Annotated in this window: 11 protein-coding genes; 9 read left to right on the forward strand and 2 right to left on the reverse strand. The window is 33.6% G+C overall.

From position 1 onward, the window contains the following. The first annotated feature begins 62 nt into the window (after window positions 1-62). The 4 genes from ABW636_RS18270 (at window position 63) to ABW636_RS18285 (ending at window position 3,966) form a co-directional block, all read left to right on the forward strand. Entirely contained in the window at window positions 63-842 is a 780-nt protein-coding gene (locus tag ABW636_RS18270) for an SDR family oxidoreductase (protein WP_367591514.1), read from the forward strand. 97 nt (window positions 843-939) lie between these two features. Continuing rightward, window positions 940-1,971, forward strand: coding sequence for an OmpA family protein (locus tag ABW636_RS18275; protein ID WP_367591515.1), 1,032 nt, complete (start codon window positions 940-942; stop codon window positions 1,969-1,971). A 247-nt stretch (window positions 1,972-2,218) separates the two neighbouring features. Continuing rightward, window positions 2,219-2,746, forward strand: coding sequence for a 3-hydroxyanthranilate 3,4-dioxygenase (locus ABW636_RS18280; protein WP_367591516.1), 528 nt, complete (start codon window positions 2,219-2,221; stop codon window positions 2,744-2,746). 122 nt (window positions 2,747-2,868) lie between these two features. Beyond that, window positions 2,869-3,966 (forward strand): amidohydrolase family protein, encoded by a 1,098-nt coding sequence (locus tag ABW636_RS18285; protein ID WP_367591517.1) that lies wholly within the window; start codon window positions 2,869-2,871, stop codon window positions 3,964-3,966. Window positions 3,967-4,003: 37 nt separating this feature from the next. Here ABW636_RS18285 and ABW636_RS18290 read toward each other — a convergent pair whose 3' ends face one another. Together ABW636_RS18290 and ABW636_RS18295 are read right to left on the reverse strand one after the other, a co-directional pair. Then, entirely contained in the window at window positions 4,004-4,819 is an 816-nt protein-coding gene (locus ABW636_RS18290; RefSeq protein WP_367591518.1) for a tetratricopeptide repeat protein, read from the reverse strand. A gap of 7 nt (window positions 4,820-4,826) precedes the next feature. Next, window positions 4,827-5,387 (reverse strand): RNA polymerase sigma factor, encoded by a 561-nt coding sequence (locus ABW636_RS18295; RefSeq protein WP_367591519.1) that lies wholly within the window; start codon window positions 5,385-5,387, stop codon window positions 4,827-4,829. Between the two features lie 210 nt (window positions 5,388-5,597). Here ABW636_RS18295 and ABW636_RS18300 point away from each other — a divergent pair, with 210 nt between their 5' ends. The 5 genes from ABW636_RS18300 to ABW636_RS18320 all read left to right on the forward strand — a co-directional run bounded on the left by ABW636_RS18300 (window position 5,598) and on the right by ABW636_RS18320 (window position 15,535). Next, window positions 5,598-6,122, forward strand: a complete 525-nt coding sequence (locus ABW636_RS18300; RefSeq protein ID WP_367591520.1) for a hypothetical protein — start codon at window positions 5,598-5,600, stop codon at window positions 6,120-6,122. Between the two features lie 37 nt (window positions 6,123-6,159). Then, window positions 6,160-8,907 (forward strand): CHAT domain-containing protein, encoded by a 2,748-nt coding sequence (locus ABW636_RS18305; protein ID WP_367591521.1) that lies wholly within the window; start codon window positions 6,160-6,162, stop codon window positions 8,905-8,907. A gap of 113 nt (window positions 8,908-9,020) precedes the next feature. Further along, on the forward strand, window positions 9,021-9,554 hold the full coding sequence (locus ABW636_RS18310; RefSeq protein WP_367591522.1) for an OmpH/Skp family outer membrane protein: 534 nt from the start codon (window positions 9,021-9,023) through the stop codon (window positions 9,552-9,554). Beyond that, a complete protein-coding gene (locus ABW636_RS18315) occupies window positions 9,541-10,161 on the forward strand; it encodes a hypothetical protein (protein WP_367591523.1) in 621 nt (206 codons plus the stop codon). Before ABW636_RS18310 ends, ABW636_RS18315 begins: the two co-directional genes overlap by 14 nt. Window positions 10,162-10,186: 25 nt before the next feature. Next, complete coding sequence (locus ABW636_RS18320) at window positions 10,187-15,535, forward strand: hypothetical protein (protein ID WP_367591524.1); 5,349 nt, start codon at window positions 10,187-10,189, stop codon at window positions 15,533-15,535.

Raw genomic sequence — 15,535 nt, forward strand, 5'->3', positions numbered from 1 at the left:
ACAACAATAAATGGTGCACTTGTCTTAGAAAGTGTAGCTATAACATAAAAATATAAGGAAAAATGAATTTAAATCTTACTAACAAAAATGCATTGGTGTGTGGCAGTACAAAAGGGATAGGGAAAGCCTCTGCAAAAGAGCTGTCTTTATTGGGAGCTACTGTTGTTTTGATGGCCAGAAATGAAGAGAAGTTAAAGCAGGTTGTGGATGAACTAGCTACAAATCATGGTCAGGCGCATAGCTACATTGTAGCCGATTTTCAGAATCCTGAAGATGTGAAAAATAAGATTTTACAAGAGGAAAGAATTTTTCATATTTTAATAAATAATACAGGTGGTCCGGCAGGAGGCCCTGTGTTTAATGCTACTTTAGGTGAGTTTGAAAGTGCCTTTACGCAGCATTTAAAATGTAATCATGTTTTGGTACAAGCATTAGTACCCGGAATGAAAAAAGAAGGCTTTGGAAGAATTATCAATGTGATTTCTACCTCTGTAAAACAACCATTAGGAGGATTAGGAGTTTCTAATACCATTAGAGGAGCAGTAGCGAATTGGTCAAAAACCTTAGCAAATGAACTAGGAGCATTTGGAATCACTGTAAATAATGTATTACCAGGATCAACTGCGACAGAACGATTAAATGAAATAATTAATAATAAGGCGGCAAAAACAGGAAAATCGATTGAAGAAGTGATAAGAGAAATGGAGAATGAAGTTCCTGCAAAGCGATTTGCTCAACCCGAAGAAACCGCAAATGCCATAGCGTTTTTAGCTTCAGAGGCGGCGTCATATATAAATGGAATCAATCTTCCTGTAGATGGAGGAAGAACAAAATCATTATAGTTGATTATTAGATAGTATTAAATACCTATAAAAGAGCTAATTTTATATCATAACAGAAATATTATAGCTAAATAAAAACCGGGAAAACAATTTAAAAATGAAAAACCAATTAATCACAAGCCTTTTAATTCTTCTTATGATATCATCATGTAAAAATAAGGAGGAAACAAAAGCTATTTCTAATTCAGAAACTGAAGATTCTATCCAATCAGAACCAGAAAAGAAAGAAGAGGTAAATGTTGTTAAAAAAGAAATAAAAGAATTTTCTTGGGATGATATTCAGGAGTCTACAGTAGATATTGGTGCATACCCTTATATTACTCCGCCAAAAGGAATGATCGTTGATAAAAATACAAGTGCTACGAAATCTTATGATTTTGATAAACTAGAGATGTATGATGGAAATTCATTTTTTGTTCTTGAAGGTAAAGTGGAAAGGATGAAAATAATTATGGATGGAGATAAAGAATGGCAACAATATTTCTTTGATAAAAGTGTGTCAGAATATTTAAAATCAATAGGAGCTAAAATGATTTATAATGATCAGTTTCCTTATGAATTAACTCAAAAATGGGGAGAAACTCCTAATGAAATATATGAGCATATGCACGAATTTTATGCTGGAGATGTTGTTAATCTTCCAATTAGTATGTATGTTCTTAAAACTTCAAATAAAAAGATAGGTTTTCAAGTTTCTTCAGACTCTAGCATTATAGGTGTTGTAGAAATGGAAGATTTTAAGCAGACAATAGAAAAAATTACCGCGGACAAGATGTTATCAGAAATTAATACAAACGGTTTTGCAACCTTACATATAAATTTTGAAACAGGTAAATCACGAATAAAATCAGAATCATATGAAATTGTGAATGAAATTGTGAAAATGATGAAAGCTAACCCTGATTTAAAAATTAGTATCGAGGGGCATACTGATAATGTAGGTAATGAAGAGTCTAATTTAAAATTATCAAAAAATAGGGCTAGATCGGTTCTTATGTCATTAACAGACGAGAATATTGATGAAAGTAGATTACAAAGTAATGGTTTTGGAGCTTCAAAGCCAGTTGAAAATAACGCAACCGATGAAGGGAAAGCCAAAAACCGACGCGTTGAAATTAGAAAAATATAAGATGTTTTCTGTCTAAAAATAAATCTTATACCAATTATGAATTAAAAAGAGCTAAAAGAGACAAAGTTACTTCCTTTTATTACAAAGCTATGATTGTTTTTTATAGCAGCGTTACAAAAAATAGGAACAAGGAAGTGATAAATGAAATGAACAAAACTATTAAGTTCGTTTTAGTTTATAATTGGTAGTAAATGTATATAAAAGCATTTCTTTGAGATAAGAAGGAACAATTTAATAAAAGTAAGTTATGAGTAAGTTAGTTTCACCATTAAATTTTAAAGCCTGGATAGAAGAACATCGCCATTTACTAAAACCTCCTGTTGGTAATAAGTGTGTTTGGGAAGATGGCGATTTTATTGTGATGGTAGTAGGTGGTCCTAATAATAGAAAGGATTACCATTATAACGAAACCCCAGAATTTTTCTATCAGGTAGAAGGAGATATTGTATTAAAAATTATAGACAAAGGAGTACCAAAAGATGTACATATAAGAGAAGGAGAAATCTATTTATTACCTCCTAAGGTTCCTCATTCTCCACAAAGAGGAAAAGATACTGTGGGCTTAGTAATCGAGTATCCTAGAGCAGAAAAAATGATGGATGCCTTAGAGTGGTATTGCGAAAAGTGTAATACACAATTGTATAGAGAAGAATTTGCTCTTGATAATATAGAAACTGATATGCCTATCATTTTTGATACATATTATAGTGATAAAGAAAAATGTACATGTGCTAATTGTGGTGCTGTAATGGAAGCACCTAAAAAGAAAAAATAATATTTAATAAGTTGAATTAACATAAAATAGGTTGTTATGAAATAAAACCAACACCCCTTACAGGTTTTTATGAGCCTAAAATGAACATGTCATCCAACGATGTAAAACCAAAATATAAAGAGATGAAAAGAAAACTTCGTATCAACGGTCATTCACATTTACTTCCTTACCCCGAAGAAATCCCTCAATTCATGAAGGAAAAAGAGATCTTTTGGGTCGATGATGAACGCAAGTATATGTTGCAAAAAGGTTGGAAACGCCCGGTAACTCATTCTAGCTTCTTTTTGGACGATAAACTAGAATGGATGGAACACTTTAAGATTGATCATGCTGTGGTATTAAATCTATCTCAATTATATGGTAATGGATTACGTCTAGAAGAAATGAAGCACGCACTAAGGTTTCAGAATGATTTTAATGCACGTATACAGCATGAAAATCCGGATAAGTTTACTTGCGGTTTTGTAGTGCATCCAGGGTTTATTAATGGTGCATTATGGGAAATGGAGCGTTGTGTCGAAGAACTAGGAATGAAAGTACTCTGCTTACCTACACATTTTATGGATTCTATAGGGCAATGGCGCTGTATTTTTGATGAAGAGAATGACCCTATTTTTGAACTAGCCAACAAGTACAAATTGGCAATAGAAGTACACCCTTATGATGGAGATAAAATGATTAAACTAGAAAATGTAGCGTGGCGTTTTCATTTGGTTTGGATGTTGGCACAATGTGGCGATGCGTATCATTTTTATACCCTTAACGGTATGCAAGAAAGATACCCTAATATCAGAACTTGTTTTGCACATGGGGGGCAATTAGCCCAAATGAATTTAGGTAGACGTATACAAGGATTTGATGGCAGACCAGACTTGTTTAAAGGAAAACAGCATCCAAGAAAAGCAGTAGGCCATCCTAATATATATTTTGATACGCTGGTACATGATACCGATTCCTTAAAGCTGACCGTAGAGCGACAAGGAAGTAAACAAGTCATAATGGGATTAGATGACCCATATCCTTTAGGAGAAATGGAAAGTGAACCACAATCTTCTTATCCTGGTAAAATACTGGATTTGGCCATAGAACGAGATATTATCAGCAAAACAGAATATGACGAAATTTGGGATGATAATGTATTAAGATGGTTGTTTGGTGATGATCAGCAGGCCAAAGAAGATCTTTCGAATAAGATTTTAGGAACAGAAATGAAGGTTTAGTGCGTAAAAAGAATTGAATAAAAACTACTATGCATTATTAGAGTTTATTCAATAATTCAATGGCTTCCTTATATTTATAATTGTTTTGCAGTTGGGTAATGATTTCTAAAGTTTCTATGACTTTTTCTTTTTTGCCCTGTTTTAGGTAGACCATAGCTTTATACCAATATCCTTTAGAATGATCTATAGCATTAGATGCAATTATTTTGTCAAAATACCCAATAGCCTCTGTGTAATTCTTTAATTCTAAAGCAGTGGCTCCTGCATAAATTAATACATTAATAGGTAATTCCTTTTCGGTAGTAACAATTGATTCAAAAATAGTATTTGCTTGTTGATAGTTACCTTCTTCAAATAAAACCTGTCCTTTAGATAGAGAGTTCGTATTCGTATTTCCTCTACTTGTTAATGAAGGCAAATCTTGCCAATCATTGTATTGTGAATATAATTCTTCTGTAGTGTCTTTTGATAAAAGTGTAGTAAAAACGAATAGTAACGCTACAGATGCTGCTGCCAATAACACGATTATTTTTTTGGTAGAGAGGAAACGGGTTTGACTTTTATTTTTGTAATTCTCTTCAGCTTTTTCGATTACTTCTTTAAAGGCATTTGCCTCTTCGCTTCTAAAATAAGCTTCTGCATTTTTGAAATCTATGTTTTTACCCTCAAATTGATGTCCTACCCAGTCGGTATCATCAAATTGTGCATACAATTCTTTGTGCAGAGATAATTCTTTACGTAACCCAGTATTTTCTTGTAGTAGTTTTTCAAATACTGCTTTTTCTTCATTGGTAAGCGCACCTCTTAGATAAGCATCTATTTGATTATAATATTTTTCAGCATTGGTACTCATCTTTAATTTATTGTAAGTTTTTGAATCGCTTATCAGCTTTAATGTTACTAATTAATTTTGCTTTACATTTAAAAACGCGTTGGCGTACAACGACTTCAGAAGAATAAGACAACTGTTTTACAATTTCAGAATACGATACTTTTTTAAAGAATAAGCCAAGTATTTTTTTACAATTATCTGATAATCCATCTAACTTTTCTCTAAGTAACTCCCATCGTTCCTGTTCTAATAATGCATAAGCCATATCAGACTCTTCACTTACCAGTTCCTTAACTTCAAGATTTGTTACCCTGTTCTTCTTTTTATTTAATTCTCTTCTCCATAAATTTTTACAAGAGGTAAAGATATAGGCTTCAAAAGTAGAGTGAATCACTTCTAATTTTTTAAGCTTTATTCTCGCCGAAATTTGTAATAAAGCTTTTTGAAAGACATCTTCGGCATCTTCACATTGTCCTTTATTTTCGCAAACAAACTTTAAAACTTTGGGAAAAAAGTTCTTATAGATTTGGGTAATCACGGTTTCATCAGAGTGAAGAATTCCTTGAATATAGTAATTACTGTCTTGCATTATGAAGCTAGGGTAAAAGGGATTGAGCGCAAAACTAATCATTTTGAAATTCTTAATAAAATTCATGCTTCAATCAAATGCATAAATTTTATTGTAAAAAATGGGTAACAAAATTTGATGGCTTGAACTAGTTAATGTAAACTTAAAAAAGTAAGGTTTTACAATTGAATTATTATGGTAATTTTGCAAACAATTAATGAAACAAAAATTATGAAACAACTATTTATCTACTTGTCTTTGATTATTTTATTTACTGCATGTTCTGTTGATGATGATCATCAAGAATCTACGATCGAAAATAGTACAGAAGAAATTAATTTCTCAAGTCTCAAATTGGTATCTAAAAAAGGAGTTACTAAGGAAAAAGGAAAGGGAATTGGTAAAGGAAAAGAGTTCGAAAAATATATAGAGGCAGTGATCACTGTAAGGTTTAAAAGTGATGTTTCAGATAAAGCTAGAGAACAGCTTAGAACCGGGAATTATGGTTTTGAGATCCTAAGTGTTGAGGAAACAGATTGCGATGATGTAGAACATTGGACGGTTAGATATTCTGAGGGAGATAATATTGATATAATTATTATTAGAGGTGCACATGATGGTAAAGCTGCTGGTGATCATGAAACCAAAGCAATAGGTGTTTTAAAACCAAGTACGGCAGTTCTAAAACTTATGAATTATGTTGAACGAATTGAAGTAGACTATGTAACTACAGAGTTCGACTGTACATTGTTTTAAAAAAAGTACAATAAGATAAAGTTAAAAGGAGGGCAATTTGCCCTCCTTTTGTATTTTTGCTGCAATGGTTTATAAAAGTAGCTTTTTCCTTTTATTAGTATTGGCACAATGTGTTGTTGCACAAACGAATATAAAGTCATTAGATTCTATCTTAACGTTACCGATAGATTTTCAGTCTAAAAGAGAATCGATTAATGTATTGTTAAGAGATAAAGGGCAACTGCACTTTTCTGATATGATGTTAAAAACTTCTGTCTTTTTTTTTAAACATGAAAAATATGCAGAAGCGATAGATTATGGTCAGGATTTTCTTGAAGCTGTTATAGAACAAAGGCCTATCGACTCTTTAAAATATAGAAGAGCCTTATGTAATTTAGGACTATTTCATTACCTAGACAATCAGTTTGATATTGCTCAAACCTTTTATTTACAAGTGATTAATCAATCCAATGTCGATCTATACAGAGGAAGAGCTTTTTATAAGTTAGGTGCTATTAAAAATGATGTTGGAGATTATTATGCAGCGTTAGAGTATTATAAAAATGCGATTAAAGTGTATGAAGAGGTCGATTATCATAGAGGTATGATATCAACTTCGGTGTCTATTGCACAGACGTATAAAGAAATTTCGGGTTCAAAAAGTATTTTAAAAGCAAGAAAAATACTTAATGATTTATTAGGGAAACAAGCTTCTTTAAGTTTTACAAGTAAAAACAAGCAAGATGTGTATCATGTTTTAGGGGTTTTATACAATCAGGATGTGGAGGATGATCAGGAAAAAGCGTTGTATTACTACTTTAAAGGGTTAGAAATAGCAAAGCAAAGAGACGATTTTTATGCAATTTCAACAATCAATAATAATATAGGAAATGTTTACCTTAAACAAGATGTAGAAAAAGCATTACAATATTATAAGCAAGGATTAGAAAAATCCGAAGATTCTTATAATCAGGGGCTTTTTACTCATAATATTGGAAACTGCTATTTTAAAAAAGGAAACTATGAATTGGCGAGGCAGTTTTTAAGCAAATCAATTATTCTATATGCCAATTATAAAGGGCAATCAGATGTTTTAAAGGTCCCGGTAACCATATATGAATCTTCTATAAATAAAAATTTGATTCTAGATAGTTTTATTGATCTGATCAAATACCAAAACCATATTTCAAGGTCAGAAAAAGAATTAACGATAACCTTTAATCATATCAAGGTTGCAGAAAAATTACTGGCACATATTCGGTTTGAAAGTAATGATCGACAATCTAAGTTGTATTGGCAAGAACAAGCTTCTAAGTTATATCAAAATGGGGTAAAAACAGCGTATTTATCGGGTAACGTAGAAAAAGCCTTTTATTTTATGGAAAAAAATAAGGCGCTATTGCTACTAAAAGATGTTACCGATAAAGCATTGAAAAAAAATGCAAACTTACCAGCTACAATAGTACTTAGAGAAGAACGTATAAAAAAGAGTTTACACCAATTACAAGATGCGTTTGCAGCACATACCGGAGAAAAGAAAGATTCTTTGGTAGATGTTATATCTACTACAAAAATCGAATACCAACATTTTATAGATTCTTTAAAAGTTGATTATCCAGAATATTATAACTATAGAAAACCATCGAACGTACTAGCTCTTAAACAAGTTCAGAAAGGATTGCAAGAAAATGAGATATATGTCGAGTATATTCTGAATGAAGAGGAGGGATATGCTATTCTTGTTAAAAAGGAGGGAGCCAATTTTTCTGAATTAAAAGATGTAAAGCAACTCAATGAAAATATTATAGGGTTTAAAACAAAAATTGCATCACCATTGGTGACAAAAGAAGATTTTGAAGCCTATCGTAAATTAGGATATTTGTTGTTTAAGGAGTTGTTTCCGTTTAAAGACAGAGCGCAACTAGCTCATAAAAAAATGACCATTGTTCCTGATTATACCTTGCAAAATTTTCCTTTTGAGGCATTACAGTCAGATACTAATTTAAAAGAAACTTACCAATCTTATCTCATCACCACAGCCGAGATAGGCTATGCTTATTCGTTATCATTTTTAGAAGAAAATCGACAGATCTCAAGAGAACATACTATTGATTTTACAGGTTTTGCTCCGATCAATTTTGAGTATGACGGGCTTTCAGTTTTAAAAAGGAGCCGATTAGAAGTTAAAGAAGCTAAACATCAGTATTCTGGTAAGCTGTTTCTTGATGAAGAAGCAACCAAAGACAGTTTTATCAACAATGCCAGAGGTTCAAAAATTATTCATTTATCAACGCACGCTGATGCAATCGATTCGATTACTCCATGGATTGCTTTTAAAGATAAAAAGCTAACGTTGAATGAATTATATACAACGAATAACACAGCAGAATTGGTAGTGTTAAGTGCTTGTAATTCATCTCTTGGAAAGGTACGATCGGGAGAAGGGGTAATGAGTTTGGCCAGAGGTTTTTTCTACACCGGTGCTAATAGTGTGATTTCATCTTTGTGGAATGTTGATGATAAATCAGGTTATTATATCATGACTAGCTTCTATAAACATTTAAAAGAAGGAAAAACCAAATCTGAAGCACTTCGTCTGGCAAAACTAGACTATATCCAGAATCATTCACTTAGTGAAACTTCACCCTATTATTGGTCTTCGTTGGTATTAATTGGCGATTCAGGAGGGATTCAATCTTCATCTTTATCTTGGTTGTATTGGGCACTTATCGTTGTGCTTTTATTGTTATTAGTTGTTATTTGGTTTCTGAAAAATCGAAGAAATAAAAATTCAGAAACTGTATAATTTATTTTCCGTTTTAAAATTTCAAAAAAATAGTTCTTTTTTGGGTAACAGAAAATAAGCGTTGGAACTATTGAATATAAATCAGAATTCATATTCAAAAACTAACGTAAACAATGAACAAAGTTACTATTCTGCTATCCACTATAGCAATTGCATTTTCAATATTTTCTTTTATCAATTTTAAACATTCTTCTGCGCAGGTATATGTAGATGTAAACCAACTTATCGACGGATATACCCGGACTAAGGTAGAGCGAGAAGCTTTTCAGAAAAAAGCGAATACACTTAAAGCCAATGTAGATAGTTTGATCACTAATTGGCAATCAGAATTAAAAGCCTACGAAAAAGAACGTACTTCGTTATCTAAAAAAGAAGTAGCACTTAAGAAAGAGTTATTGGCTAATAAACAACAACAAATCAATAACTACCAACAGGCTATTCAAAAACAAATTCAGGAAGAAGACCAGAAAATGACCCAAACCGTTGTTAATGATATCAACGATTATATCAAAGAATATGGTAAAGAAAATGGTTATAAAATCATTTTGGGCGCCAGTGGATCTGGTAACATTATGTTTGCCGATGAGACGGCAGATCTGACGACAGAAGTATTAGATGGCCTAAATACCGAGTATGAAATCAACTAGTATACTACTGCTTTTGGGATGGATCTTTTTGTTAACTTCTTGTACTACTGTTAAGCAATTTGATTCTAAAGAAGAGCTCCTAACTTTTATAACCAATAAAGAAAATGGGTATTCACAGACCAAATCGGTTAATGGAGTAGATTTTTCTATGATGTATCGTCCTACAGATTTAATGGTCAGTCAGGAATTATCATTGTCATATGATCAACAAGAATTGACTCGCTTAAGAGATCGATATAGTAAGCACCTATACTTTACAGTAACTCTGTCAAAAAATAATCAGGAAGTACTAAATAGTTTAGCCAGAAATAGGCAAAGTTTTGGTGCTATGGTACAGCAATTATCCTTTGATATGGGAGAAAAAGTACACTTGTTCAACTCTAAAAAAGATACGGTACCATTAGCAGATTACAATTATCCCAGAATGTATGGGATGAGTAATAGTACGAGTCTTTTGTTCGTATATCCCAGAGATGAACGGTTGCTAAACGATACAACAATTAATCTCACGATAGAGGATTTAGGACTTGCCACGGGCGAAGTAAAATTTAAAATTCCTGTTGATAAACTACAACATCAACCAGAAATAGCATTTCAAAACAACTAATAAACACTTTTTTAATCACTAAACAATGACAAAAACTAAGACTTCACACAGAGTGTGGGCAATGGTATTTTTGCTCACCATGTTACCTGGTATTTTACCGGTAAATTATGTCTTTGCGTCTAATAATGGTCCAAAATCTCCCGAAGCGGCGAGTTTTGAACCGGTAGATGCAACAGATATGGTCAATCTGGCCACAGGGGATATGAGTTATGTATTACCCTTATTAAATGTCCCTTCTCCAGAAGGAGGGTATCCCTTATCACTGGCATATCACGCTGGGATTGCCATGGATCAAGAAGCTTCCTGGGTAGGATTAGGGTGGAATCTAAACCCTGGAGCTATTAACCGGTCTGTAAATGGATACCCAGATGATTATCGATCTTCAAAATTATCAGAGTTTTTTTATGATGAAGGAGGGCAAGAATCGATTTATTCGGCATCGTTAAGCTATACTCATTATGGTGGAGGTTCTGTAGGATTGGGGCTTTCCTGGGGGAGTAACCGTAGCTTAGGAGGATATGTAAGTGTTGGTTATGGGATACCTGTTGGAGAAGGTAAGCTTGAAGGGAGTCTAAGAATAGGTACAAATGGAGTTGGAGTAGGTGTTGGTTATACCTCGGCTTCGGGATTAACACTTGGAGCCAATGCAAGTTCTAATGGTTCGTATGGAGGAAAAGCTGGATTTAATAATAACGAAGGAGGTTATACTATAGGTTTGTCTTCAGAAGGAACCGTTACTAATAGTTTCAAAATAGGGAAATCCGCAGAAAATGGAAACTCCTATTCTCTGGATTTTTCAATGTCCTCTCGAGGTGCTAGTATTAATGCAAGCGTTGTAAATACAACAGGAAATGAAGTTAATGGTGGTGCTGGGATCGGATTACAGACACAGTTTACCAATACCTTAAATATGGGAGATTACAGCACAAGAAGTTCGGGTTGGATGATTCCTCTATTTATCCCAACAAAAATCGGTGTTTTTGGAGCGTCTTTTGGGAAAACCACTTTTCGATATTTTCTGGGGAAAAGAGAAAATAACTTTGTTTACGGACCCATGTATTTTTCTGATGATATTAAAAACGGAGGACAATATCGAGTAAGCTGTTATTATGAGGACTATTATGGTGAATGGGAGAATTGTGGAGAAAGAACTTTTGAATCATATGAAGAAGCTTCTGCATATGCCTCGCAAAATGAGGGATCAGATCATGATGATTGTAGGTGTGAGATGGATCAAATCAGAACTTATGAAACGTTTATGGATAGTTATGAAGTAGCATTGGTAAACCAGAACTTGTCTGATGTATCCAAGCCAGAGTTTAATAATGCCGTTTTTCCAAGTTATGATAAGTATAATGTACAGGCACAAGGGTTATCAGGAGGGATGTCGTCTAGATTGTATGAGAATGGGACCTTGTTCGGGTTATCTAATAAAGAAAGTAATCAGGATTTTACACTAGAACATATGATCGACGGAGCGACCAATAACGTTCCTGATCATGCCAAATTTGATACAAAACCTCACTTTTACTTTGATAATGAGATAGGCTCTTTTATAGATGTAAAAGAAGCTAATTTAGATCAGAACTCTAACCAGGGTACCTTTTATGCTGGTGGTGTAGAATCGGCTGCCAAACCTAGAAATAGAAACGCATCTTATATAGAACATTTTACCAATGATGAAATTTCAAATAGTTATTCAGTGGTTAAATCCAAAGGATATTTAAAACCTATTGGCAATGGGTTTGATCAAGATAAGACTCCCGCCAATGGTATAGGTGGTTTTAAAATAACGTCGGTAGATGGTAAAACCTACCATTATTCCTTACCTGTGTATAACCACGAAATTGTAACTAGAACCATAGGAGTGATAAAATCAGGAGGACACCCTAAACTTGAAAAAGACTCATACTTTGAAAAACGACAGTTAGAACCGTATGCAACACACTGGTTGTTAACAGCGGTAACCGGGCCAGACTTTTTTGACACCAATAATAATGGCATTGCAGATAAAGAAGACTATGGGTATTGGGTGAATTTTGAGTATGGAAAATGGTCCGAAGCCTTTGTATGGAAAGCTCCATTTGGTAAAGAGTATATAGAAAGCTCTGATGAAAAAGATGTTAAAACATCGATTCGAGGTAGAAAAGATATGTACTATCTGGATAAGGTGGCTACCCGTACTCATAAAGCACTTTTTATAAAAAAAGAACGCTCAGACTCTAAATCAATCCCATGGGATTATAAATCGGTAAGACATAAAAGTAATATTAATCAAAATTCGAGCGCATTTGTAAGACGATTTAATATACCTAGTCAAAACACTTTACGATTAGATCGTATTGTATTACTTAAAGAGTCTGATGATAATGTGAATCCAGCATATGGAGTTTCTAATCAATCTGTGGCAGACATTTATTATATAGATGCATCTAAACGAGAGAATGCAGGGTATAATCTTAAAGATAATGTAATCGATGTATCGGATAATGTTTCCGATATAATCCCTAAAGCCATTAAAGTAATCGATTTTGATTACGATTATAACCTTGTCAAAGGAGCTCCTAATACCGAGAGCTCAATACAGGGTAGATTATCATTACAAGCAGTTAATTTTAAAGGAAAATCTGGAGTTCAATTAACACCGCCATACAAATTTGGATATATCAATCCAGCTTATGTGTCTTTTGATATTGAAGATAAAGACGCTTTTGGGTATAAAAAAGATCAAAATGAGATATGGTCGTTAAATGAAATTACCACTCCACAAGGAGGTAAAATAAATATAAAATATGCGCATCATAACTTTAAACCTATAGTTGGGGCTGAAATTACATTTACAAAGGCTCAACATAATAATGATTATAAAATCACCAAAATAGATAATGTAACCTATAAAATAGAATCAACCAAAAATATAGGAATTGAAATAGGAGATCAGCTAGAGGTAAGCTATGATTACTCCTGTTATTTTGAAGATGATTATAATTGTAATGGTCCTTGTGGAGTAGAAAAAAACACATGCGATTTTAATAAGATAGCTACAGTAACTTCTCAAACAGCTCCATTAACCTATCTAATTAAAATCGATAGTTTTTATTGTTCTTTTCAAGGAGATAATAGCTGTAATTCTGGAGTTTCAGAATCCTTAACTGCAAAATATAAATTAGAGGGGGCAATTGAAAATTTTGGTGGAATACGAGTGGCAGAAATCACTACTACCGATGGAGGAGTAAATAGTTTTACTTCAAAATATAACTACGGAGAAAATGAAAACGGTATAGGATGTATAAGTTACATTCCTTTTGCACCAGAATTGGATAAAGAATTACCTTATAGTCAGGAACTTCCTGCTCCTAAGGTAATGTATGAATATGTATCTATGGAGAATTTAGATACCAATAATGAATCTATGGGTAAAACGGTATATAAGTTTAATGTGCTTAAGGAAAAAGACCCTGATAAGATTAAGTTTGGTAATTTCTACGAAGTGATAAAGGATAAAACCACCTTTAGCGATGCAAATGCTCCTTATAATAAGGTTACTCTCGCAAAGCATACAATCAAAGATAATCTAGCATCTATTGGACAATTATTAGAGGTAGCTTCTTATAATACTCATGGGCAACTAATGAGTAAGATTACCAACGAGTATTATTTACCAGAAGAAACGCCAAATATGGTAGGGGTAACCAAAGAGTCATATCAGAGTTACAAAACGATCGATTATACCGATAAACAAGATAAAGTGTTTGCAACGTCTTCATCAAGAGTTCGATATCCTAATTTGCTTAAATCGTCGACAGAGTATAAAGCAAATCATAGGTATACAACAGAATTTGGTAAGCTTGATGAAGTTACCGGATCAGCACTAGAAACGCTTTCTACTTCTAGTAAAGGAGATGAGTTAAAATCAAGAACCATTCCTGCTTATCATAAATACCCATCTATGGGAACTAAAGTAGATGATCCTTCAAACAAAAATATGCTTACCCAGCAAGCGGCAAGTTATAGTTATTTACTAAACGAACAGCGTTTTTGGGAGCCTATAGGAGTTGGGATTTCTACCTGGAGTAATGATTGGACATATAGAAATGGAGATGGAAGTAAACATATCCCTACTAATGAAGCCGAAAAAATATGGCGTAAAAAAGCGATCTATCGCTGGGAAGGAGAACGTACCGTTGACGGAATATTGGTAGGATATGATGAAAATAACGACGATCAATTTAACTGGATTCCAGGAGCAGTACAAACGAATCCAAAATGGAGTAAAACTTCGGAAATAAGTTTGTATGATCGGTATAGCGTACCACTAGAAATTCTGGATATTAATGGGAATAAAGGAACTACCAAAAAAGGAGATGATGCCCGTAAAGTCATAGCGGTTGGAAATGCAGGATATCATGAATTATTTTATAGCGGGGCAGAATATATTGATAAAAACCATAGCAATTATTTTGATGGGGAGATTGGTTCTATTGGTAGATCTTCAGACAAGGCACATACAGGTAAATATTCGGTAAAAGCTACTTTAGGATTACAGGCTTTTAGAACCGAATTAAAAGCAAATGAGCATCGTGGTGGTCGATATAAAGTATCAGTATGGGTAGATAAGGCAAATTATACCAATGCCCGTATCCATACAGGAAACGGATCAGTAACTTTTAATGGGGAAATAATATCTGCAGGAGACTGGGTACAGTTAAATCATTACTTTGAGGTATCTACGAATGCCAAAACGGTATTTATGACCTCTAATGCGGGGACAATTTATTTTGATGACTATAGAATGAGCCCTATAGCCTCTTCTATGAAAAGTTATGTGTATAATGATTGGAATGAACTTACCCACATTCTGGGAGCCAATAATCTTGCCACACAATTTGAGTATGATACCGACGGAAGGTTAGTTAGAACCTATCAGGAAATTGCAGATAATGGACCCCTTATAGGCGGGTTTAAAAAGTATAGTGAAAATGTATATAACTACAAAAAAGTAGTTGAAATTGATGCCAACAGTAATGGGGTTATTGATCCCGTAGAACTTTATGATCCAATTTTTGCATCTCTATCTATTAGTGATCCCAATTCATTTTATGTAACGGTGACAATAAACACCAGTGGGGGTAGTGGTAATTATGAATATCGTTGGGCGCAAGGATTAAATGTCAATTCCTTGTCCTATGGAAATTGGGGAGCTTCTAATAGTATTTCTTTCCATTCAAGATGTCCTAATGGCAGAATGTATTATAAATGTGAAGTAAAAGACATCACTACCGGTGTTATTGTAGAAAGAACCGGAAATCATTTACGTAACTGTGATAGTGGTGGAGGAAGAGATGAAATACTACCAGATCTAAGAGAACAATAA

The organism is Aquimarina discodermiae, from assembly GCF_040786235.1.
Classification (GTDB): Bacteria; Bacteroidota; Bacteroidia; order Flavobacteriales; family Flavobacteriaceae; genus Aquimarina.